Genomic DNA, 24,962 nt, shown 5'->3' with positions numbered 1-24,962 from the left:
ATTAATCTCATATTAAGGAAGGAAATACAAAATGATTGCAAAATGGGCGAGCCGGCAGAGGTTATTACAAGCACATTGATTGAAGATATATTTGGTCTTCATTGTACGGTAGTAGATGATCCTATTTCCGGTTCTCCTTCTGTGGTGCCGATTTGGCGGCATCATGTGAATAGGGAATTGATTCCTAGTTAAAGATATGTTTTTGTGTGATTTCGTTTATAGAGGAATGTTGGTAGCCCTTTAGTGACCGGATAGATTCTTCCTATGGATTAAAAATCAAAGACCACATTCAATGCTAAGGGAGTGGTCTTTCTTTCCATAAAACTTTTTCCAGAAAGTTCATTACTATCTATTTACTACGTTCCTTTCTAGCAGCTCTAATTAAGTTCAACGCTTCCATTCAAAGAATGCTATTTCGTTTCGTCATTACTTTTAATTGCTTGACAAGACTCTCTTTTGATAAGTGTAGCATTTACCTTTTCCACAATCCCTCGTTGCTGTTCTTTCTCAATTGATTCAATAAGAAGTGTTGTTGCTTTTTTAGCGATATTGGAAAATGAGATTTCGACTGTTGTTAGTGGTGGATTTAGATAAGATGAAAAAAATGAGTTATCGAATCCAATGATCGATATATCTTCCGGAATACGTAACCCTAATTCACTTACTGCTTTATATGCACCAATGACCATCGTATCATTACTTACAAAAATGGCTGTCGGCGGATTGGGCCCTCTAAAAAAATATTTTACACCTTCATATCCACTACTCTCTGTAAAATCACCATGATAAATAGCATCCTTCGTCATTTCTATTCCATGTTGCATTAGCGTTGTTTCGAAGCCTGCTAGCCTTTCTTTTGCAGACAATTTATTTAAGTTTCCAGTAATAATACCAATAGAAGTATGTCCAAGTTCCAATAAGTACGATACTGCCTTAACGCTCCCCTCAAAGTTATCCGCATTAATATATATCGCATTGTGATTTGTGTTATAAACTTCACTCGTATCTATCATAGCAATGAAATATTTTTGTTCAATGAGATTAAATATAAGCTCATTTTCTGCTTCTTGCGTTCCTACAAAAATGGCTCCATCAATTATCTTTTGATAAAAAATACTTTGAACTTTTTTTAAATCCTCTTTAGAATATGCAATAGAGATAAGGACATAATAATCCATTTTATTCGCTTGGTCACTGACTGCACTAACAATTGGAGAAAAAAACGGGTTATCATGTATTAACGTATCATCCGTTGATTTAACATGATGAGGTTCCTCATTATCTTTTATATCTAATAAAATGATGGCAATCATTTTATTTTTTACTCCAGCTAACTTTTGTGCTGAAGCATTGGGTGCATAATTGTATTCTTCGATGGCTTTCCAAACCTTTTCTCTTGTGGATTGTGGTATGTCTGGATAATTATTAATAACTCTTGATATTGTACTTCTAGATAATCCTAAAAGTTTAGCTAAGTCCTCACTGCGCATAAAGTCTCCACCTAATCACTGATATTTATCATATTATATCAGAAAACACAATTGGTTATTTAATCCATGTTTATTTATCCCACTTGAATTGAACCTTCGAATTGTTGCATCCTATAAATTCAAGTTCTTGAATGATAGACAAATTATTTTGATTAGTGGATACCGAATATTAAAGACAATAATTTTTCATTAAAAGTAATTGAAATTCTTTGACTTATAGTTTAATATCAGTATTGAAAGCGTTTCCCACCACTGCTAGCAAACAACCTTAGAAAATACATAACTGTGATTAATGTTTTTTTACCCATTTACTAACGCGTGTTAGTAACGATTTTAACAACAATAATAAATTTGTATGACCCAAAAGGAAAGCGGTTTCCAAACTGAAAAAAGCCAACTAGAATTACCATTTAATAATTTCACTTTGAATATTCTCTCATTACATAACTTAAGTAAAATACGAATATTTTATACATTTTATAGAAATCGGTTTCCTTCTTAACACTAAAGGTGGTGATTTTTTCCAAAAAACATTTAGCCATAAAATTTTAATTATATGGAGGTTCATGATGAATTTTAGAAAATTAGTTATTTTTTCAATTGCAGTTATTCTATTTAGTTCTAGCTTCCCCTTTAAAAGTAATGTTTCAGCTGCTGAAAACCCATCAACTGATACAAGCTCAGCATCAAAAGATTGGGAATTGATTTGGTCTGACGAATTTAATGGCGACGATATAAACATGGAAAATTGGAGCTATGATGTTCCTACAAATGGTAGATATAACGGTGAAATACAATCGTATACAGAAAATAATGCCTTTGTTAAAGATGGTTCCCTTATTCTTGAGGCTAGGAAAGAAGATATTACAGAAGCAGATGGAAAAACATATAACTACTCTTCTGCTAAACTAATTTCCAAAGGTAAACAAAAATGGACGTATGGTAAAGTCGAAGTAAAAGCAAAAATGCCTTCGGGACAAGGAATTTGGCCTGCAATTTGGATGATGCCTGAGGATGAACCATTTTATGGTACATGGCCAGTTAGTGGAGAAATTGACATTATGGAACTATTAGGACATGAACCTGATACAATCCATGGAACGATCCACTTCGGTAAACCACATCAACAGCGCCAAGGACATTATTATTTACCTGATGGTCAATCATTTGCTGATGATTACCATATTTACAGCATAGAATGGGAACCTGGTGAAATTAGATGGTATGTTGATGGTCATTTATATCACACTGCAAATGATTGGTTCAATAAAAGTGATTCTAATGCAGATGACTATACCTATCCAGCACCATTTGATCAAGATTTCTTCTTAATTATGAACATTTCAGTAGGTGGGGGGTGGCCAGGTAATCCTGATGAAACAACAGTATTCCCTCAACAAATGGCAGTTGATTATGTAAAAGTCTATCAAAAAGATGAGTACCCTGAACGTGAAAAGCCTATAAGTGAGGATAACGATGATGTTAGAGCTCCTCTTGAAGATGGTAACTACGTTTACAATGGTGGTTTTGACATAAATGACCCTGAGGTAGACGGTGTTGAAGGTGTAGAATATTCTGATTATTGGACATTTTCTAAAGATGGTGGCGCTAATGCCAATCTTTTACCAAATGATGGTGCAATGGATGTAAAAATTGAATCCGGCGGTAATGTTGAGCACGGAGTTCAATTGCTTCAAGCTCCAATTCATCTTATAAAAGGAGCAAAGTATAAAGCTTCCTTTAGAGCAAAAGCAGAGAATGAAAGACCAGTAAAAGTTAAAATAGGCGCAGATGGAGATCGAAGTTGGAAAGATTATGCTGGCCAAGATCCTTTCACTTTAACAACATCTTGGGAAGATTATTCGTTTGAATTTACTATGAATGATGAAACAGATGTTAAAGCTCGATATGAATTCAATATGGGTCTAAATGACGGTGATATTTCACTTGATGATGTAAGATTAGAAAAAATTAAAGATGCAGATCCTGTTGATCCATCAAAGATTGTAAGAGATCCACTTCCTACTGGAAACTATATTTATAACGGAACTTTTGACCAAGGTACTGAAAGAATGGGTTTTTGGGAATTTAGAACAGACGAATCCGCAGATGCAACAAGATATATCGGAAGTGCAGTAAATGAAAGAAGATTTGAAGCACGGATCACTAATGGTGGTAACAATAAAAATTCAGTACAATTAGCTCAAAATGGTTTCAGCCTAGAAAATGGAAAACCATATCAATTAACCTTTGAAGCAAGTGCTGAAGCAGAAAGAGATATTCAAGTAGCGATCACGAACTCAAAGTCTGAAATAATTCATGAAGAAATCGTAAATTTAACACCAGAAACAAAAGAATATACGTTAGATTTCACAAATGATGCTGAAACGGATAATCAATCTGAACTCCAATTTAATATCGGTGGTAATTCAAACGACGTGTACATTGATAATGTATTCATGAAAAGACTACCATTAGAGCAAGTTGAAGGTAATCTTGTTAAAAATGGAATCTTTGACGGCCTCGCTAATTGGAGAGCAGAAGCATATAATCCTGGTAAAGCAACTTTTGCAGTGAACGAAGATGGACAAGCTAAAGCAGCTATTACTGATATAGGAACTGCTGATTGGAACATTCAGTTATTCCAACATGGAATTAATGTCGAACAGGATGCTACTTATGAGGTATCATTTGATGCAAAATCTACTGTGGACCGACCATTACGTGTACAACTTCAACATAATGGTGAAGAAGACAACAATTGGACAGGATACTTTGATCAAGTAGTAGATTTAACAGATACATTACAGACATTTACCTACACATTTAAAATGACTGAACCAACAGATGCATCAGCCAAATTTGGTTTTGCGTTAGGAAAAGATGCTGATGGATTCACACCGGCAGAAATACAGGATGTATTTATTGACAATGTTGTTATTAAAAAAGTAGAAGACAATAGTAATCCAGAAAATCCTCCAGGTACTGAAGATCCAGGCACTGAAGATCCAGGCACTGAAGATCCGGGCACTGAAGATCCGGGCACTGAAGATCCAGGTACTGAAGATCCGGGCACTGAAGACCCGGGCACTGAAGATCCAGGCACTGAAGATCCAGGCACTGAAGATCCAGGCACTGAAGATCCAGGCACTGAAGACCCGGGCACTGAAGATCCAGGCATTGAAGATCCAGGCACTGAAGATCCAGGCACTGAAGATCCAGGCATTGAAGACCCGGGCACTGAAGATCCAGGCACTGAAGATCCAGGCACTGAGGATCCGGGTACTGAAGACCCGGGTACTGAAGACCCGGGCACTGAAGATCCAGGCACTGAAGATCCAGGCACTGAAGATCCGGGCACTAAAGATCCGGAAAAACAGGGTGAAAATTCTGGAGATAAACAAAAATTACCCAACACTGCAACTAGCACATTTAACTTACTAGCTTTAGGATTATTAGTAGTCATGTTAGGTTCAGTTTTAGCTGTTAAAGCTCGTAGAAACAAACTAATTTAACAGTAAATAGCACTATTTCCTTTTAGGAGTAGTGCTTTTTTTATTTGATATTATTAGACGGATGTTAAAGAGATTAAACATTCACACTCATTCAACAAAATAAACAAAATGCACACAAAGGATATCCTTTCCAGCTTCTTTCTGTATGTTGTAGCATGGATGGACTTAAATACAAAGCGAATCCAGTACTTCTTTTCCTAATCGTCCGATTATATATGTTCCTGATCTCCCAATTTTTTGAATAAATTCAATCTATTGCAAAAACATACATACTAAGTAATAAAATCACCATTTACTTATGGTACGGTTCCCCCCGATTAATCCGAAACGCCCGATAAACCTGCTCCAACAATATCAACCTCATCAACTGATGAGGAAACGTCATCTTCGAGAAGGAAAGACTATCATTTGATCTCTTCATAACACCTGAACTTAACCCTAGTGATCCACCTATAACAAACGCAACCTTGCTTTTTCCATATGTAGCAAGCTGATCAAGATCCTTTGCCAGCTGCTCGGATGATTTCATCTTTCCTTCAATAGCTAATGCAATAACATGTGTATCATCACTAATCTTGCTTAGTATTCTTTCTCCCTCTTTTTCCTTTACTTGCTCCATTTCGATTTCACTTAGGTTTTCCGGAGCTTTTTCATCTGGTAGTTCAATGATTTCCAACTTTGCATATGATGTTAAACGCTTTAAGTATTCGTCTATCCCTTGTTTTAAATATTTCTCTTTTAGCTTTCCAATTGTAATGATTGAAATGTTCATTTTTGTTTCCCCACTCTAAATTTGTTTATCCACAGAACTTATCCACAACATTTAAAATTTATCCACAATTATGATTGTAACGATTCTCCAACTACATATATAGCTGGTCTTTCGCACATTTGGCATCTTGTGGATAACTTTCCATCACCGTCAATTTTTTCTATTTCTGGTGCAGTTTCTCTTTCATCTACATACATATCTATAGCTAATTCAATATGTTCTTCACAACAATACATGTTCTTTATATCCTCCTTATCCACATGTGGATAGTTTATAATTTAGTTTACCCTTAATAGTTGTCCACAACCAGATTAGAAAAACTTGGCTTTTCGTCAAGTCCTTATAGCGAAAGCCTGAGATTTTCTTATACTATTATCCATAGAAACTTTATGCTTACCGATAGTAAAAAAAGAGAGCTAATTTTTAGCTCCCCAACATGTTCTCTTCTGCTAACTTCATCTTGCCAGACATCTTTTCACCGTTTCGATAGTAGATCACTTCAACAGAGTCACCAACATCTTGATCATAGAGGACTTTTCGTAATTCGATAATATCTTTTACTTTTTCTCCTGCAAATTCTGTGATCACATCAAATTCCTGTAACCCGGCTTGAGCTGCTGGTGATACTGGAACAACACTCATCACGATGACACCATCTGTAACATCTTCAGCTAGCTTTAATGTCTGCTCTTTATGGTAACTGGAAACCTCATTTAGCGATCTCATACCAATTCCTATAAATGGACGTCTTACCTCGCTATATTTTTCAAGATCCTCGATAATTGGGATGGCATGATTTGCCGGGATCGATAGGCCGATACCTTCAACTGCCGATTGAGCTATTTTCATTGAATTAATTCCAATCACTTTTCCATCTAAGTTGATAAGAGCTCCACCGCTATTACCAGGATTAATGGCCGCATCTGTTTGTAGTACTTCTGCATTCCAATCTACCTGACCGTCTCCATTTTCATCAATAGGAATTGCTCTCTCTGTTCCTGAAATAATTCCTTGTGTTACTGAACCGGAAAACTGCAATCCAAGTGGATTTCCAATGGCAATAACAGGTTCACCAGGCTTAACTGCATCTGAATCACCAAACTCAGCTACTTTCTTAATCTTTTCACTATCCAATCTTAAAACTGCTAAATCTGTTAAAGCATCACTACCTAAAATTTCAGCAGGGACTCTTGTTCCATCACTAAGACTGATTTCAACTTGTGAAGCTCCTTCAATAACATGGTGATTTGTGACAACAAAGGCGTTTTTCCCCTCTTTTTTATAAATAACACCTGAGCCGGTACCAGCTTCACCTGTTTCATTCCAGAAACCGGCTTCCTGGAGATTGACAACACCTACTACTGCATCTGATACATTATCTACAATGTCTGTAATAGCTGAATTCACATTGACTGATACATTCTTGGTTAATCCAGTTTGATTATCAGTGCCATTTCCTTGTTCTGTTGCCTCTTCACCCAGTTCCATATCATACGGAACAATTCTGGACAGGCCAGGTATAGCAAAGTACATGAGCAATGCTCCTAAGATTGCTCCGACGAATCCTGCTAAAAACCAGCCGCCACGGTTTCCCTTTTGCCTTTTGGCATTATCATTCTCATAATCTTGATCATAATAGCCCATTATGCTCACCATTCCTTTCAAACACATCTTGAATAGTGTTTACCTAATCAACATTATTCTCTTGCTGTATGAAAATTAACCAAGATGATTGCGATTTACTAAAATTTAAATTGCTACAAGCGAGGTTGGGGTCGATGGGTCTGTATCATATAAGTCAAACTGCTCGCCGGTGATAAAGCCTTTACCGGCTAATGTTTGCTCAACAGACATTCTCGCTAAATCCTTCATGTTGTTATCTTTACTTAGATGAGCTAAATAAATTCGTTTTGTTGAATCTCCGATTACATCCATCATGGCTATTGCTGCATCCTCATTTGACACATGTCCCACATCACTTAAAATGCGTCGTTTAATGCTCCAAGGGTAGTGACCCATTTGAAGCATTGAAACATCATGATTGCTCTCAAAAACAAAGGCATCCGCATTGCGGATCGTGCCCTTCATTTTATCACTAACATAGCCTGTGTCTGTGATTAATGCAAGCTTTTTCCCTCATGATGAAAAGCAAAAAACATTGGCTCTGCTGCATCATGTGAAACACCAAATGATTCTATATCCAATGAACCAAATGTTTTCACTGAACCAGTCTGGAAAACAAATTTTTGATCAGTTGAAATTTCTCCAATTAATCCATTCATCGCTTGCCATGTTTTTTCATTTGCATAAATCGGAAGCTTGTGTTTTCTAGCTAGCACACCTAATCCTTTAATATGATCACTATGTTCATGTGTAACCAGAATACCTGAAAGATTTTTTATATCTCGACCGATTTGCTCAAATAAGTTTGTCATTTGTTTTCCGCTTAATCCAGCATCAACTAAAAATGCTTGATCATTTGCTTCAACATAAATTGCATTCCCCGTACTTCCGCTCGCAAGTACACTAAACTGCAAGCTCATATTCGTCACTCCTCTATTCCCTATTCCGTTAACTGTAAAACTTTCCCTTCCAATGCGTTCACATAGTAATCTTCTCTCTCTTCATCTTCTTTTTCGACTATAAGATGCCAGGTCGGCGCTAATATTTGTTGATTAGAAAGAGGGCTGTGGGTATAGTATCCATACTCTATCTTTACTACTTTACTATTTGGAGGTAAATAATTTTTATTATATAAAGCTTCGATTGCCTTTAAAGCAGTGATAGCTGCTTCTTTCTCTTCTACTTCTTTTATTTGTTCTAACATGGATTGCTCATAGCTAATAATTTCGTTATCTTCGTTAAGATGCAAAACGACCATTCCGATATGATCATCTTCTGATTGAAAAATAGTTCGATTATTATAACTCTGAATACATATTATAGAATTCATTTCTTCATCTGTATACCAATAATGATAAAGCTCACCAGAAATAATATTATCTTTCAGGAATTGTGTGATTTTACTCTCTGTGTTTACATCTGGCAATGGAAAAGGCTTATCTAATAACATAGTCAATGTTCGAAATGATTGATCTTCTTCAAAATTTGAATTAGGAAGATTAATTGTTTGTCCTTTCAGTTTTGCTACTTCTTCTATTGTAAAATCCTTACTCTTTGCTGTAATATAAAAGCTATTTTTAATATCATCGGGTAAGTCATCAGGGTATTCAATTCCCTCTGCATCCAGTCTTTCCTCAATTGTTGCCTCCTGTATAATCGTATAGTCAGATTTATCTTGCAGCTCAAAGAATTCCATTGCTAAATAGATATCTAAGATAAGAAAGGCAAGGATAAAAATGGTCTTTGTTTTACTCCAATCCACTTTTATCACCCCTTTGCTGGCTGTCTATTTTTAGAACTCGTCCATCTTGCAATTCTACACACCAATATGGAGTAATTTTCACAAACCGTTGATCAGTTTCTCCTCCCAGTTCATACATGATATACATATCTCTAATTTCCTTTATATCAATGGATGGGTCGTGGGAGAGTGTATTAACTAATTCATGCCCCGACATTAATGTTATCGTGTAATTATTGGTTGGAATGTTTTTCATAAGTTGATAAGATGGACGTTTATAAATAGATATCTCATTTTGACTCCATTGTTGAGAGATAATCGTTGGTCCGAAAAATTCCTCATCTGATTCAAATACAGGAATGGATTGGATAGACATAATATATTTAATTTCTTGATTCAGTTCATTTATCTTATATAAAACATAATCATCTGTCCAACCACCATGATCATTTAAATAATCAATACTTTGGCTGACGAGAGCACTGCTTTCAAGAAAGCTTGTATCTCTCAGTGTAGGATTGACGAATTCGACCATATGCCTGCTTGAATGAAGATTTAGCTCCCTCCAGCTATCTGTATAGCGATTTTTTAAAGAATTGACATCTTGTTTTACATTTTGAGGATTACTAAATAATGCATTTTTAAAAGCAGAGCCATCAATTTCATCTGTTACATATTCGAAGCTATCGACCCTCACTTCATTCTCAGGTAATAAAATCTCAACATTTCCTTCTTCACCATAAGCAAAGAATGGAGATAATTCATCCCTTTGATTATAAATTTCTGCGACAAATTCATTAGCATCTGTAAGATTAACAGAAGTCTCAACAATTTTTTGCGTATTGCTTGATACAAAATATACCTTTTGGACTTCCTTTTCCTGTGGAACATTTAAATAGATTCGATCAAATGAAAGATCCAAAGTTGATTCTGTCTCCCACTTAAACATTGTTGCAAAGGTTTCAAAGGGGATCACATCAAGAAATCGAAGTTCTATTTTAGCTTCATCATTCCCATGTACCCAACTTGTAAAGTCTTCCTTTGTAAAGGTACGGGAAATCCGGTCACTACTTAAACTATAATCCCATTTTTGCATTTCCGACCAGAGATTATTTACATATTGATTATCAAACGTACTATAATGTTGCTGAGATGTATGCAGAAATAACTTATTTGGTTTTATGACCTGATATAGCTCTCGTTCCTGATTACTAAGAGGCACACTTTCAACAAAACTATTATTTTGAAGTTCTTCAAAAGGCGGCTGTGAATTCCATAAATTCCATGTAAAAAATAAACTAACAGCAACTAATATTGTTAATAGCACACTTTTTATTGACTCTTTATTCATTCCCACTCATCCTCTTGTTCCGGATTGTATGGCAGAGTAAAGAATACAGTTGTTCCTGAACCTTCCTTACTTTGTGCCCATATATCTCCTCCATGTGCTTGAACCATTTCTTTGGCAATTGCTAAACCTAAGCCTGTTCCACCCAGCTTACGAGTTCGGGCCTTATCAACCCGATAGAAACGATCAAAGATTTTATTTACACTATCCTTTGGAATTCCTACACCTTCATCTCTAACACGAATTTGGATTTCTGATGGCAGTATATCAATGGTGAAGGTTACCTTTCCGCCTTCTGGTGAGTACTTCAATGCGTTAGAAATGATATTATCTAGCACTTGAGTAATTTTATCTGTATCTATCTCAACATAAAGAGGTTCTTTTGGGATATTTCGAATAAATGTTACGTGTTGAGATATTGTCATCTCAAATCGATCAATAATTTTCTGGAAGAAATCCGTAAAATTAATCCAGTCTTTTGTTAATTGATAATCTGTTCGATCAAGCTTTGATAACTGTAATAAATCATTGACTAGACGAATCATTCGCTCGGTCTCTGTTTGGGTCACATGTAAAAACTGTGGTGCAATCTCTTGATCCTTCCATGCACCATCTGCTAATGCGTCTAAATAACTTCTCATGGTTGTAAGAGGAGTACGCAGCTCATGAGATACATTGGCAACAAATTCTCTTCTTTCCTGATCAATCTTCTCTTGTTCTGTAATATCATACAAAACGGCAATTAAACCATCTGTTTTACCCATCTCTTTTTGAATAACAGAAAAGCTAACTCGTAAAATAAACGGGCGTTCATCTGTTCCTGTATCCAACACAAGTGATTCTTGCTCCTCAATTAAGCTCTCGAATGTATACTCATCACTGATTCCCAGGAGCTCAGTAATTGTAGCTTGCTGTACCGTTCCACGTGAAACATTTAGCATTTCTAATGCAGGATTATTAATTAGGATAACTCGCCCCTCACGATTTGTTGCGATAACACCATCAGTCATATGAGCTATTACAGACGCTAGTTTCTTTCGTTCCCCTTCTGTTGTTGCTTGTGCATCTTCAAGCTTTTCTGTTAAATAGTTAAAAGTAATCGCAAGTTGGCCAATCTCATCTTCTCCATATACTTTTACTTTCCTCGAGAAATTACCATTGGCTAACTCGATGGCCTGCTTTCTCATATCAGACATTGGTCTAGTAATCGTTCTTGCCAAAAATATACCCAGTGCTGCAGTAATTGCTAATGAAATCACAGTACCTGTCGCTAGTATTTTGTTTATAATACTCATTTGTGTAAAGACTTCTTCCATCGAGGCCATAACATATACTGCACCAATTGTTTGGTTATTATGGTTCACAGGGACCGTAATAATCCGAACACGGCTGTTTGTCTCGTTATGGTAGGCAAGGCCAGTATAATCAAGTCCAACCAATGCACGACGAACAGACTCTTCTGTTGTTTTCTTCCCTACAACATCCTGATTACTACTAGATGTGGCAATAACCGTTTTGTTTATATCAATTACACGAACCTCTCTGATCTCCTCAGTGAGGAAGTCCCGAAAAATTGACATAATTTCACTGTTAACGGTCTTTCCATCTGTGTACTCTTTAGGGTCTCGCGACATTTCCTGTTCGATATTATAAACCAACAGGCTAACTCGTTTAGTTAGAGAAGTCTCGAAGTTGGTTTTTAACGATGTTTCCAATTCTTTCACAAAATAAACACCAATAATTTGCATGGCTAACATGATTAGGAGTACATAAACAGTAACAAACTTAAAATGAATAGATTGAAAAAACCTTACTCTTTTCATGTCTTTAATCCTGTTCTGATTGCTTTAAGTAATAGCCTACTCCACGTCTAGTTACGATCCAGGTCGGATGGCTCGGATTATCTTCGATTTTTTCCCTTAAGCGTCGAACAGTGACATCGACTGTTCTTACATCACCAAAGTAATCATAGCCCCATACTGTTTGTAATAGATGCTCACGTGTCATAACCTGCCCAATATGTTGTGCGAGATAATGGAGCAACTCAAATTCACGATGTGTTAATTCAATTGTGTCTCCTCTTTTTGATACAACATAAGCATCAGGATGAATAACAAGTGATCCAATTGAAATTTCATTTGATGCACCTTTTGCTTCATTTGAATCATTTGCTTGCTGTCTACGTAAGTTTGCTTTTACTCTAGCCAATAATTCCCGCGTGCTAAATGGCTTTGTTACATAATCATCAGCACCTAATTCCAGACCGAGTACTTTATCAATCTCAGAATCCTTTGCGGTTAACATAATGATTGGCATTTCATGTTTTTTTCTCACTTCTCGACAGACTTCCATTCCATCTTTGTTTGGTAGCATAATGTCCAGTAAGATAAGATCAGGATTTATTTCTTCAACCATTTCTATTGCCTGATTTCCATCATATGCACAGTAGACTGCATAACCCTCTTTTTTAAGGTTAAATTGTAAAATATCTGCAATCGGTTTTTCATCATCTACAACTAATATCTTCTTTTCCATATTCTCGCCCCTTTAGTTTATATGTTCGATATATTTGTTTTACGTTTGATTTCGAGGTATTAAGGATATGTGATCATCACATCTATTTAAATGTACCATGTTCAAAGAATAGAATCATCTTTTTCAAAGATTCCCTTCTATATTTAGTTTACTATAGGTTTACCTGTGGTATAAAAATAATAATAACTTAAATAGAAAAAAGGGACTGACCTAAATAGTAAGTATGTCAGACCCTTTCTATCATTTTATTATAAATAGTCTTGAGGATTTTTGAGGTTTCCATCTTCATGAACTTCAAAGTGAAGGTGAATTCCTGTCGAATTTCCCGTTGACCCCATCACACCCAGCTTCTGTCCTTGTGATACAACTTGTCCAACACTGACAGAGATTGAGCTCAAATGTGCATAAACAGTTTTCATTCCGTTGTTATGGTCAATGACAACTTTATTTCCATAACCGCCATTATATCCTGCTGATATAACCGTCCCGTTATCTGCAGCTTTTATTGTACGATCACTAGGTCTAGCTATGTCAATTCCCTTATGTAGCTTGCCCCATCGCTGTCCAAGTCCACTGGAAATATACCCCCCTACTGCCGGCCATGCCAGATCACCGGTTCCTCTTGAAGGAATGATCTTCGTACCTTTTATAATAATTTCGTTCACTGGTTCCTTTAGTACTTTTTCAGATACTACATCTTGTTTAATCTCAGAACCATTTTGTTTTGTCATACTATAATGAACCAAGCTTTCTCCATTTTCACCTTCTTGAGAAACTTTCTTTTCTCCCTTAGGCATGGAGTCATCTTCTTTTATTTCAGTTTTATAAGCAATTGTTTCTTTCTTTGAAACTTCCTCTTTCACTTGAACCATTACAAATGGCTGTAACTCAGTTACATTTAAAAATTCACCTGGTTTAATAACCGAGTCTGCTTTAATTTCAGGATTAAGTACTAATAGCTCTTCAAGAGAAAGATCATGTTTAGATGCAATTTCTCCAAGAACATCATTCTCCTGCACCTCATATTTCTTGTCAACAGGGGTTCCTTTTTCTAGAAGATTTAATCCTTGCTCAGACGTCATAATCTTATCAGGTAATACTTTTTTGGTTTCCATTGTAACATCTTCTGTAAATGAAACCTCGGTAATGCGGGATTGTCCCTCTTCAAGTGCAGGTAACGGTTGATTCACTTGACGTGAAGCTAATTCATCTAAAACATCGTTTGAAACAAATTTCTGTTTATATTCTTCTAACACCTTCTCGGCATTAGAATGATCTTGAAACGCTGCGACTTCTTGACCATTGATGCTCAAGACAGTCCCTTCCACTACAACATCAAGCTCTTTTTCCAAATTCTCCACAACTTCTGCATTATTAAAAACAGGTCGAAACATTTTTTCTGGAATGATCTCAATATCTTCGATTGTTAGTTGAAAATCTTTATATTTATCTATTACTTTATTAATTTTTGATTTACTAAACTCTTCTATAACATCTTGATTATCAACTGTCCCCATATACTTACCCTCATGATAGATATGGTAAACAGATACTAAAGAATCTTCAGCTTGAGCATGCACCCCAAAGATTAAGGTTGCCGCTAAAACCATACCCATAGTAAGCTTTTTAAAAGGTGAACGCTTTTTTACTGGTTTTCCTTTTCCTTCATCCAGCGCTCTAATAGAACGTTTAAACAATGGTATTTCCTCCTAAATCTATTAAGTAAAGCACGTTTAAATGCCTACTACTCCGAATTTACTCTTAAATACCGACAAAATTCACGTCATTTTACCCTTTACTAATTTAACACAGAATCTTTAATCGTACGGTTTTTTCATGAAATTGTAATACTACTGTATTATTGGATACAATTTTTGGTTCTATTGTCGTATCATGGCATACTAGCATTTTTCAAAAGAAAAGACATGAATCTTTAGATTCATGTCTTTTGAGTGGCTCGGGACGGAATCGAACCGCCGACACATGGATTTTCAGTCCATTGCTCTACCAACTGAGCTACCGAGCCATATATAGTTTACGGCTTCCGCTAAGCTTCAAATCTCTGCGTCAGCTCATTCCTTCACATCCTCACGTATTCACATACGCTCCGGTGTTCACTCATTCGCTTCCTTGATCTTTTCGCTTATCGAAACCCTTTTACTCAATAATTTACTTTATAATCATATGTAATCTTCTAGCTAAATATATAAATGGCGGTCCGGACGGGACTCGAACCCGCGACCTCCTGCGTGACAGGCAGGCATTCTAACCAACTGAACTACCGGACCAATTTCTATATGTTAGATTTAAATAATGGTGACCCATACGGGATTCGAACCCGTGTTACCGCCGTGAAAGGGCGGTGTCTTAACCGCTTGACCAATGGGCCACTGTTTTTTTAAAAAACAATGGTGAGCCATGAAGGACTCGAACCTTCGACCCTCTGATTAAAAGTCAGATGCTCTACCAACTGAGCTAATGGCTCATTTTATAATGAGATGTATTACTTTGTTTTTTTCTTGTTTTAGATACCCAAATCTCGGGAAGTTTAGTCAAGATGCAGCTCGATTTGTGCGCTGATGTACCGCTTCGCAGTTTACTCGATCGTGCTCTACCAACTGAGCTAATGGCTCATTTCATAATGAGTTGTTTCCTAACAGGACGTGATCTATCATAACATCATCTAAACTACTTTACAACATATTTTTTATAAAAATTATTTTTTTATAAAAATAAAAAGAGGAGGGACACATATCCCTCCCACTATACTTAGCTATACACGCTGCGAATAACGTTTGTTTGTGAACGATCTGGTCCAACAGAAAAGATAGATAATGGAATTCCTGTAAGTTGAGAAATACGTTCAACATAATGTCTAGCATTTTCAGGTAATTCACTTAGGTTACGTACACCTGTAATATCCTCTGTCCAGCCTGGTAATTCCTCATATACTGGTTCACATTCTGCTAAGACTTTTAAGCTTGCAGGATACTCGTTGATTGTTTCACCTTTATATTTATAGGCAACACAGATTTTTAATGTTTCAATACCTGTTAACACATCAATAGAGTTTAGTGAAAGATCTGTCAATCCACTCACACGTCTTGCATGGCGGACAACAACACTATCAAACCAGCCTACACGGCGTGGGCGTCCAGTTGTTGTTCCATATTCACGACCAACTTCACGAATTTGATGACCAATCTCATCATTAAGCTCTGTAGGGAATGGACCATCTCCTACACGAGTAGTATATGCTTTTGACACACCTACAACATGATTGATTTTTGTTGGTCCAACACCAGAACCGATTGTTACTCCTCCGGCAACTGGATTTGATGATGTAACAAATGGATATGTACCTTGGTCAATATCCAGCATAACTCCTTGTGCACCTTCAAATAGAACACGACGTCCTTCATCTAAAGCATCGTTTAGAACTACTGAAGTATCTACAACATATTTCTTAAACTGTTGACCATATTCATAATATTCATCCAGGATTTCTTCAACTGTAAAACCTTCTACTTCATAGAATTTTTCTAACAGGCGATTTTTCTCTTGAAGAGCTCTTGAAAGTTTTTCTTCAAATACATCACGCTCTAATAAATCAGAAATACGAATTCCAACACGAGCCGCTTTATCCATATACGCCGGACCGATTCCCTTTTTTGTTGTTCCAATCTTATTAGCACCTTTACGCTCTTCCTCTACCTCATCTAATTTTAGATGGTATGGCAGAATGACATGAGCACGATTGCTGATGCGTAAATTATCTGTTGTGACTCCACGTTCATGTAAATAAGCAAGTTCTTTTACAAGTGCCTTTGGATCAACAACCATTCCGTTTCCAATTACGCTAATTTTATCTTTATAAAAAATCCCTGATGGAATCAAATGAAGCTTGTATGTTTCTCCATCAAATTTAATCGTATGACCTGCATTGTTACCACCTTGGTAACGAGCAATAACCTCTGCATTTTCAGAAAGGAAATCTGTAATCTTTCCTTTACCTTCATCTCCCCATTGAGTTCCAACAACTACTACTGAAGACATTCCGTGCACCTCCGTAATTTCGCACTATTCAAACATGTATATTTTAACAATCACAGAATTGAAAGTCAATGTAAATACGAACAATATTAAAGAAAGTTACCATATTTGTTCGTAAATACAACATATATATAGAAGAATCTTTCTACTCTGTTTTTTAAAATGTTTTTTAAACCCAAGCCTAGTGTTTCCAATTAAATATAAATACATTAGGAAAACTTGAGTTATTATCATTTTCAATGGTTGTTATATAAGAAGAGCGCAACCTCTTGTGCAATCTAACGCTAAGAAAGCTTGATACCTACACTAAGTACACAACTATTACTTTCTTTTCTGTATACAAAAAAGGAGATCGCTCTATGCAATCTCCTTTTACGCTGGAACACCTTCATCATCAAATCGCCGTTCCAAATTAACGAACTTATTATATTCTTTTACAAATGCTAACGAACATGTACCAACCGGACCATTACGTTGCTTTGCAATAATGATTTCAATAATATTTTTGTTTTCGGATTCTTTATCATAGTAGTCATCACGATACAGGAAGGCAACAATATCAGCATCCTGCTCAATACTTCCTGATTCACGAATATCAGACATCATCGGACGTTTATCCTGACGTTGCTCAACTCCACGCGATAACTGTGATAATGCAATAACAGGCACTTTTAATTCACGAGCTAACTCTTTAAGTGAACGGGAAATTTCTGATACCTCTTGTTGACGGTTATCTGTACGGCCGTTTCCTTGAATCAATTGAAGATAGTCAATTAAGACCATTCCAAGTCCACTTTCCTGCTTTAGTCTACGACATTTAGCACGAATATCACCAACTCGAATACCAGGTGTATCATCAATATAGATCCCAGAGTCAGAGAGACTTCCCATTGCCATTGTAAGCTTACCCCAGTCTTCCGGTGTTAAAGATCCTGTTCTTAATCTCTGTGCATCAATATTTCCTTCTGCACATAACATCCTCATCACAAGCTGATCTGCACCCATCTCAAGACTGAATATGGCTACATTTTCATCTGTCTTTGTTGCTACATTTTGAGCAATATTCAAAGCAAAGGCTGTTTTACCAACAGATGGACGAGCCGCTACAATAATGAGATCGTTTCGCTGAAACCCGGCTGTCATTCTATCTAATTCTATAAACCCTGTTGGAATACCTGTAACATCACCTTTTCGGTCATGAAGGGTTTCAATATTATCATAGGTTTGTACTAGTACATCTTTAATGTTTTGAAAGGCACCGGCGTTTTTTCGCTGTGCAACCTCCATAATTGTCTTTTCGGCTTCACTGAGTAAGACTTCAACCTCATCTTCTCTGCTATATCCATCCTGTGCAATGGTAGTAGCTGTACGAATCAGTCTTCTTAAAATTGATTTTTCCTCAACGATTTTTCCGTAGTACTCTATATTTGCAGCTGTTGGTGCTGAGTTTGCCAAATCACTTAGATAGGAAACTCCACCTACTTCTTCTAGTAAATTTACATCAGCTAATTCAGAAGTTACCGTCACTAAATCTACCGGCTCACCTTTGTCTGAAAGCTCAAGCATTGCATTATATATTTTCTGATGGGCAGCACGATAAAAATCATCAGGAATTAATAGCTCTGATGCTAAAGTAAGAGAGGATGGTTGTAGGAAAATAGCTCCTAAAACAGCCTGTTCTGCTTCTATATTTTGTGGTGGAATACGATCACCAAGTAACTCGTTAATGATGATCACCGTCCTTTAAGTTTATAGTAATCTATTACTAAGGATAAAAAAAGTGGCTCCGCTTCAAGACAAATTTCACTCTTTCCACCAAACCACAACCATTACCAACATTTACTTACTGTTCTTTTACATGGACTTTGATCGTTGCACTTACTTCAGGATGAAGCTTAGCAGGGACATTTGTAAACCCAAGTGCACGAATACCATCTGGTAAATCTAGTTTCCGTTTATCAAGTTTAATACTATGGGTTTTCTTCAGCTCATCAGCAATTTGCTTGCTTGTTACAGAACCGAATAAACGACCGCCTTCACCTGATTTCGCTTGGATTTCAACCGTTATTTTTTCAAGATCAACCTTTAGTTGCTGCATTTGTTCCAGTTCTTCTATCGCTTCCTGCTCTACTTTTTTCTTTTGAGCATTTAATGAACTAATACTTGCGTTTGTTGCTTCTACTGCAAGGCCTTGCTTGATTAAGAAATTATGTGCATAGCCGTCAGCAACATTTTTTACTTCGCCTTTTTTCCCTTTACCTTTAACATCTTTTAAAAAGATTACCTTCATGATTTTGTTCCTCCTTCTAGATAGTCTTCTAATGTTAATTTTAATCTATTTTCTGCTTCTTGTAACGTCGTTTGCTGCATTTGAGTTGCTGCATTTGTTAAATGTCCACCGCCATCAAGAGCTTCCATAATGATTTGAACATTTACATCTCCCAATGATCTTGCACTAATACTTATAATTTCCTCATTACGTTTCGCTATAACAAATGAAGCTTCAACACCATTCATTGTTAGTAACGTATCTGCAGCTTGTGCGATCGTTACTTGCTCATAAAAGTCATCATCATCCGCAACTGTTATAGCAATTCCTTCTTTAAAAATAGAGGAATTCTGAATAAGCTTAGCACGCTTTACATAACTTGTAATGTCTTCTTTTAAGAATTTTTGTACTAATACTGTGTCAGCACCTTTTGCTCTTAAATAGGAAGCTGCGTCAAATGTGCGGGAGCCGGTGCGAAGTGTAAAGCTTTTGGTATCTACAATAATACCCGCCAATAGAGCTGTTGCTTCAATCATATTTACTTTTAAATGCTTCGGTTGATATTCCAATAGTTCTGTTACTAACTCAGCTGTAGAAGAAGCGTAAGGCTCCATATAGACAAGAATTGGATCCTTTATAAACTCTTCTCCCCGCCTATGGTGATCAATGACAATGACATGCTCACTTCTTGATAATACTCTTTCATCAATAACTAATGATGGTTTATGAGTATCTACCACAATTAAAAGTGTATCATCTGTCATGATTTCCAGTGCCTGTTCCGGAGTAATAAACCTTGACCATAGTTCCGGATGTAATTTTACCTCAGCAAATAATTGTTCTACACCTGAATCAAGTGCATCCGGATCTAAAATAATAAATCCTTCTTTTTCATTTACTTGTGAAACCTTCAAGATTCCAATAGCCGAACCAATTGCATCCATATCAGGATATTTGTGGCCCATAATCATTACTTTATCACTTTCAATCACAATTTCCTTTAAAGCATGGGAAATCACCCGTGCACGAACTCTGGTCCGCTTCTCCATTGGATTTGTTTTCCCACCAAAGAACTTCACCTTTCCATTTTGCTGCTTGATGGCTACCTGGTCTCCTCCACGCCCTAATGCAAGGTCTAGACTTGATTGGGCTAAGTCACCAAGCTCTTGCAAAGAAGATACACCAGAGCCTACTCCAATACTTAATGTTAGCGAAACATTATTGATTGTCGTTTTTTCACGTACTTCGTCTAATATTGAGAACTTTGTTTTCATTAATTTTGTTAAAATATCTTCGTTTAATACTCCGATAAATCTTTCAGAAGAGGTTCTTTTAAGAAAGACACCGTAATCCTTTGCCCATTTATTTAATAGTGATGTTACCTCACTATTTATAGCACTTCTTGTTTGATCATCCATCCCTTGAGTAACCTCATCATAATTATCCAGGAATATAAATGCTAAAGCTGTTCGTTCATCTTCATATTGCTTTTCAATCTCGATTTGCTCAGTAACATCAAAGAAATAAATTAAACGCTCTTCTCTTTTAATGATCACCCTAAATTCCCTGTCATACAATGCGATTGTATCTGACTCAACTTCTTGTTTGATCAACGGAACTAAAGAATCGGCAAGATCAAAGAGTGACCTGCCAACAAGAGTATCCTCATCAAAACAAGACGTCATAAAGGGATTCGACCATTCAATTTGAAATTGATCATTAAAAAGCATAATTCCAATTGGCATTTCCATTAATGCTTCTTCGCCCACTTTTTTCAGTCGGTATGAAAGCGTTGTTATGTACTCCTCCATCTCAGCTTTAAAATCTGAAAGAGCTCTTTTAATAAAATAAAGGACAGTGGCTAGAATAACCAATAAAATAGATCCAAGGATCCAATTATAAAAACATAAAAAAAGTACTGCTATCACTGTTACGCCAATCAATGCATAAATAGGATAACGGATTAATGGTTTTTCATAAAAACTTGGCATGCTGTTTTCATCAACTCCTCGCAACAGTGAATAAAAACCTATTTTTTTGATAATTTACCACGGAGAGGAAACCCTAAATCAATTATACCTAAGATTCTTATAAGATAAAGGAGTATTGGAATAAGAAATGAGCCGATTAAAACCGAAATTGGCACAGCCTTTGACCATCCCTTTACATATGAATAATAAAAAATAAATGAGAATCCTTGCATAATAACAAAAAATTGCAAGATAAAATAAAGGTTGATTATAGCAGTAAAATAGAAGGTTTCTGTATCTTGATTCACCATTAGCAAAATAGAAACAATTAAATAATACCATACAATACTTTGCGGCAGTTTCCAATCGCGAAAAGGTTTTAATGGAGCAAGATCAAACCTCAGTCTCTTTAATATTGGCATAGCAAGCAAATGAGTAATAACAGCTGAAATCATTCCAATTGTCACAAACATTGTAGGAACTAAATGAACCATTAATTCCAATCCCTCTTCTAATTGAGCAAACTGTGCACTGATTTGGTCTTCTGCCTTAAATGACTCCAAAATATTTTTTGATTGTTGAATAGATTGTTCAAGGAGACTCATTGAATCCTGGATAATATCAATATTCATAAATAGCTTGGTACCAATATAGGCAACAATTATGCTAAATGTATAAGCTAAGCTTCCCCCAACCAGAACCCCAATCGTTTGCTTACGCTTATAGAAATAGCCCATTATGACACCACTTAAACCAAACGTAATAGCTATTATCACGCTAAATATAGAGCCAAACAAAATCGATAGAATACTTCCTGCAAAAATGAGCAGAAACGTAAGTCGAATACCATGCCTTAATGTAAAAATGATAAAAGGCAATGGCAAAACAAACAGAACAATCGTCCCAATAATAGGGACGTATCTTGCAAAAAGCATTAGAACTAAATAAAGTGCTAATAATACAGCTCCTTCTGTTAAAACATGAGCCTTTTTCACAATGACACCTCTTTAAAATCATCTAAGAAAGGCGCAAGCGCCTAGATCAACCATCTAAACAAATCCTTACTATGTAACATGTCTTTACTAAATCTTACCCTAAAATTTCTTTAAAAATGCGGTATTTAATGACGAAAAAAGCACAGATAGGAATTAATCCATCTCTGTGCTTCTCATTCATTTATTCACCAGCAACATATGGTAATAAAGCCATTTGACGAGCACGTTTGATTGCTACAGTCAATTTGCGTTGGTATTTAGCGCTAGTACCTGTTACACGACGAGGTAAGATTTTACCACGCTCAGATACGAACTTTTTAAGTAAATCTACATCTTTATAATCGATGTGTGTGATTCCGTTAGATGTGAAGAAACACACTTTACGACGTTTTGCACGTCCACCTTTACGTCCGCCTGCCATGATCAATTTCCTCCCTTCTATTTTAAATGTTTATCTATTAAAACGGTAAGTCATCGTCAGATATATCAATAGGTTTTCCATCATTTGCAAATGGATCGTCATCAAAGCTTGTACGACCTTGATTACGCTGATTTTGATCTGAACCGAATGGATTTTGATTGCCAGAATTACCACCTTGGTACCCACCAAAGTTATTATTGTTGAAGTTATTGTTGTTATTTCCTCCACCACTTGCTCCTCTAGGCTCAAGGAATTGGACACTTTCTGCAACAACTTCTGTTACATAAACACGTTTTCCAGTTTGATCTTCATAACTACGCGATTGCAATTTACCGTCAACACCTGCTAAGCTTCCCTTTTTTAAGAAGTTCGCTACATTTTCAGCCTGTTTTCGCCAAATCACGCAGTTAAGAAAATCTGCTTCTCTCTCACCTTGTTGGTTTGTAAACGTACGGTTTACAGCTAGCGTGAAGGTAGCAACAGCTACTCCGCTTGGTGTGTAACGCAGATCTGGATCTTTTGTTAGTCTTCCAACTAGTACAACTCGATTCAACATCAGAACCATCCTTTTTTGTATATCTTATCTATCACGATTAGTCTTCTTTTTTAATTACGATATGGCGAATGATATCTTCGCTGATTTTCGCTAAACGATCGAATTCTTGAACAGCTGCAGCTTCAGAGTTAACTTGAAGAAGCATATAGTAACCATCACGGAAATCATTGATTTCGTATGCTAGGCGACGTTTGCCCCACTCTTTCGCTTCTGCTACTTCCGCACCATTCTCAGATAAAACGTTGTTGAAACGCTCTACTAAAGCTTTCTTAGCTTCATCTTCAATGTTTGGGCGGATGATGTACATAACTTCGTACTTTCTCATCATCTTACACCTCCTTTTGGTCTAAACGGCCCACAACTGGGCAAGGAGCAATTAAATAAATAAATTACTCACAATTAGGTATTATAACAAAAAGGTTCGAAACACGCAAGTTAGCAAATTAAACATTGAAACGGAAGTGAATGACATCTCCATCTTGAACAATATATTCTTTTCCTTCCAAACGAACCTTTCCTGCTTCACGCGCTGCTCCCATTGTTTTGGCTGCTAGTAAATCCTCATAAGAGACTGTTTCAGCACGAATGAACCCTCTCTCAAAATCAGTATGAATGATGCCTGCACACTGAGGAGCTTTCATTCCTTTTTTAAATGTCCAAGCACGAACCTCTTGTTCTCCAGCAGTAAAATAAGTAGCTAGTCCAAGAAGCTGATAAGAAGCTTTAATCAATTGGTCTAACCCGGATTCTTCTATACCAAGTTCCTCTAAGAACATTTCTTTTTCTTCGCCCTCAAGTTCAACAATTTCTGATTCGATTTTTGCACACACAACGATTACTTCTGCATTTTCAGCAGCAGCAAATTCGCGTACTTGTTTGACATATTCATTGTTTGAAGGATCTGCTACTTCCTCTTCACTAACATTTGCCACATAAAGAATTGGTTTAATTGTTAAAAGATGCAGTTGCTTCACATATTTAAGTTGTTCTTCATTAAATTCAACTGCACGTGCAGGCTTTTCACTTTCAAATGCTTCTTTCAGCTTCACCAAAATTTCATGTTCAAATACAGCTGTTTTTTCCTTTTGCTTCGCCAATTTAGCAACGCGATCAATACGCTTATCAACTGTTTCGAGGTCAGCTAAAATCAATTCTAAATTGATTGTTTCAATATCCGAAATTGGATCTACCTTACCTGATACATGTGTAATATTGTCATCTGCAAAACACCGCACAACATGGCAAATCGCATCTACTTGTCGAATATGTGAAAGGAATTTATTCCCTAAGCCTTCACCTTTACTTGCACCTTTAACAATCCCTGCAATATCAGTAAATTCAAATGCAGTTGGAATTGTTTTTTTCGGCTTTACAAGTTCCGTTAATTTCTGTAAACGTTCATCAGGAACTTCTACAATTCCTACATTTGGATCTATTGTACAGAATGGATAGTTTGCTGATTCTGCTCCAGCTTGTGTAATTGCGTTAAATAATGTAGATTTTCCTACGTTAGGTAGACCTACAATTCCAGCTGTTAATGCCATTTTTCCCACTCCTCTATCATAAAACAAAGAAATTTGTCCGTTTTCAATCAATCTTCAACAATTATAGATAGTAAATGCTTAAAATACAAGCTTACATGTTAAATAACACTGTTTTAGAAAAGGCTGTTTT

19 protein-coding genes, 4 tRNA genes and 1 pseudogene are annotated in these 24,962 nt (G+C 36.4%); 1 reads left to right on the top strand and 23 read right to left on the bottom strand.

Annotated elements, in window-relative coordinates; genetic code table 11:
- Positions 1–410: 410 nt before the first annotated feature.
- A complete protein-coding gene (locus AC0L8O_RS22865) occupies positions 411–1,490 on the bottom strand; it encodes a LacI family DNA-binding transcriptional regulator (protein ID WP_473445492.1) in 1,080 nt (359 codons plus the stop codon).
- Positions 1,491–2,056: 566 nt separating this feature from the next.
- Here AC0L8O_RS22865 and AC0L8O_RS22860 point away from each other — a divergent pair.
- Positions 2,057–5,005, top strand: a complete 2,949-nt coding sequence (locus AC0L8O_RS22860) for a carbohydrate binding domain-containing protein (protein ID WP_473445490.1) — start codon at positions 2,057–2,059, stop codon at positions 5,003–5,005.
- A gap of 292 nt (positions 5,006–5,297) precedes the next feature.
- Here AC0L8O_RS22860 and rlmH read toward each other — a convergent pair whose 3' ends face one another.
- The 22 genes and pseudogenes from rlmH to ychF all read right to left on the bottom strand — a co-directional run bounded on the left by rlmH (position 5,298) and on the right by ychF (position 24,832).
- Positions 5,298–5,777 (bottom strand): 23S rRNA (pseudouridine(1915)-N(3))-methyltransferase RlmH, encoded by a 480-nt coding sequence (gene rlmH, locus AC0L8O_RS22855; protein WP_473445488.1) that lies wholly within the window; start codon positions 5,775–5,777, stop codon positions 5,298–5,300.
- A gap of 68 nt (positions 5,778–5,845) precedes the next feature.
- Positions 5,846–6,013 carry a CxxH/CxxC protein gene (locus AC0L8O_RS22850; protein ID WP_473445486.1) on the bottom strand — a complete coding sequence of 56 codons (168 nt, stop codon included), beginning with the start codon at positions 6,011–6,013 and terminating at the stop codon, positions 5,846–5,848.
- A gap of 187 nt (positions 6,014–6,200) precedes the next feature.
- Positions 6,201–7,421, bottom strand: coding sequence for a S1C family serine protease (locus tag AC0L8O_RS22845; RefSeq protein WP_473445484.1), 1,221 nt, complete (start codon positions 7,419–7,421; stop codon positions 6,201–6,203).
- 105 nt (positions 7,422–7,526) lie between these two features.
- Positions 7,527–8,320, bottom strand: a pseudogene (locus AC0L8O_RS22840) (MBL fold metallo-hydrolase).
- 20 nt (positions 8,321–8,340) lie between these two features.
- Complete coding sequence (locus tag AC0L8O_RS22835; protein ID WP_473445482.1) at positions 8,341–9,162, bottom strand: two-component system regulatory protein YycI; 822 nt, start codon at positions 9,160–9,162, stop codon at positions 8,341–8,343.
- Entirely contained in the window at positions 9,149–10,492 is a 1,344-nt protein-coding gene (locus AC0L8O_RS22830) for a YycH family regulatory protein (protein ID WP_473445480.1), read from the bottom strand. Before AC0L8O_RS22830 ends, AC0L8O_RS22835 begins: the two co-directional genes overlap by 14 nt.
- A complete protein-coding gene (gene walK, locus AC0L8O_RS22825; protein WP_473445478.1) occupies positions 10,489–12,312 on the bottom strand; it encodes a cell wall metabolism sensor histidine kinase WalK in 1,824 nt (607 codons plus the stop codon). The genes AC0L8O_RS22830 and walK overlap by 4 nt, the downstream gene beginning before the upstream one ends.
- Before the next feature lie 4 nt (positions 12,313–12,316).
- Positions 12,317–13,024: a response regulator YycF gene (gene yycF / locus AC0L8O_RS22820; RefSeq protein ID WP_473445476.1), complete on the bottom strand. Its 708-nt coding sequence runs from the start codon at positions 13,022–13,024 to the stop codon at positions 12,317–12,319.
- A gap of 248 nt (positions 13,025–13,272) precedes the next feature.
- Positions 13,273–14,721: a peptidoglycan DD-metalloendopeptidase family protein gene (locus tag AC0L8O_RS22815; protein WP_473445474.1), complete on the bottom strand. Its 1,449-nt coding sequence runs from the start codon at positions 14,719–14,721 to the stop codon at positions 13,273–13,275.
- A gap of 256 nt (positions 14,722–14,977) precedes the next feature.
- A tRNA-Phe gene (locus AC0L8O_RS22810) sits at positions 14,978–15,050 on the bottom strand.
- Positions 15,051–15,235: 185 nt separating this feature from the next.
- Positions 15,236–15,312 (bottom strand) — tRNA-Asp (locus AC0L8O_RS22805).
- A 26-nt stretch (positions 15,313–15,338) separates the two neighbouring features.
- Positions 15,339–15,413, bottom strand: a tRNA-Glu gene (locus AC0L8O_RS22800).
- Positions 15,414–15,433: 20 nt separating this feature from the next.
- Positions 15,434–15,509 (bottom strand) — tRNA-Lys (locus tag AC0L8O_RS22795).
- A 284-nt stretch (positions 15,510–15,793) separates the two neighbouring features.
- Complete coding sequence (locus AC0L8O_RS22790; RefSeq protein WP_473445472.1) at positions 15,794–17,080, bottom strand: adenylosuccinate synthase; 1,287 nt, start codon at positions 17,078–17,080, stop codon at positions 15,794–15,796.
- Positions 17,081–17,449: 369 nt separating this feature from the next.
- The gene (gene dnaB / locus AC0L8O_RS22785; RefSeq protein WP_026561612.1) at positions 17,450–18,805 is read right to left on the bottom strand and encodes a replicative DNA helicase; all 1,356 of its coding nucleotides are present in this window, start codon (positions 18,803–18,805) and stop codon (positions 17,450–17,452) included.
- 115 nt (positions 18,806–18,920) lie between these two features.
- Positions 18,921–19,367, bottom strand: a complete 447-nt coding sequence (gene rplI / locus AC0L8O_RS22780) for a 50S ribosomal protein L9 (RefSeq protein ID WP_473445470.1) — start codon at positions 19,365–19,367, stop codon at positions 18,921–18,923.
- Positions 19,364–21,337 (bottom strand): DHH family phosphoesterase, encoded by a 1,974-nt coding sequence (locus AC0L8O_RS22775; RefSeq protein WP_473445468.1) that lies wholly within the window; start codon positions 21,335–21,337, stop codon positions 19,364–19,366. Before AC0L8O_RS22775 ends, rplI begins: the two co-directional genes overlap by 4 nt.
- 38 nt (positions 21,338–21,375) lie before the next feature.
- Positions 21,376–22,311, bottom strand: coding sequence for a YybS family protein (locus AC0L8O_RS22770; protein WP_473445466.1), 936 nt, complete (start codon positions 22,309–22,311; stop codon positions 21,376–21,378).
- A 181-nt stretch (positions 22,312–22,492) separates the two neighbouring features.
- Entirely contained in the window at positions 22,493–22,732 is a 240-nt protein-coding gene (rpsR, locus tag AC0L8O_RS22765; RefSeq protein WP_026561616.1) for a 30S ribosomal protein S18, read from the bottom strand.
- A 37-nt stretch (positions 22,733–22,769) separates the two neighbouring features.
- Positions 22,770–23,288 carry a single-stranded DNA-binding protein gene (gene ssb / locus AC0L8O_RS22760; protein WP_473445464.1) on the bottom strand — a complete coding sequence of 173 codons (519 nt, stop codon included), beginning with the start codon at positions 23,286–23,288 and terminating at the stop codon, positions 22,770–22,772.
- Between the two features lie 37 nt (positions 23,289–23,325).
- Complete coding sequence (gene rpsF, locus AC0L8O_RS22755; protein WP_078433485.1) at positions 23,326–23,613, bottom strand: 30S ribosomal protein S6; 288 nt, start codon at positions 23,611–23,613, stop codon at positions 23,326–23,328.
- A 118-nt stretch (positions 23,614–23,731) separates the two neighbouring features.
- A complete protein-coding gene (ychF, locus tag AC0L8O_RS22750) occupies positions 23,732–24,832 on the bottom strand; it encodes a redox-regulated ATPase YchF (protein ID WP_078432193.1) in 1,101 nt (366 codons plus the stop codon).
- Positions 24,833–24,962: the final 130 nt, after the last annotated feature.

It is taken from the genome of Metabacillus sp. KJ11-3, from assembly GCF_055808295.1.
This window is presented reverse-complemented; position numbering and strand designations above follow the sequence as displayed.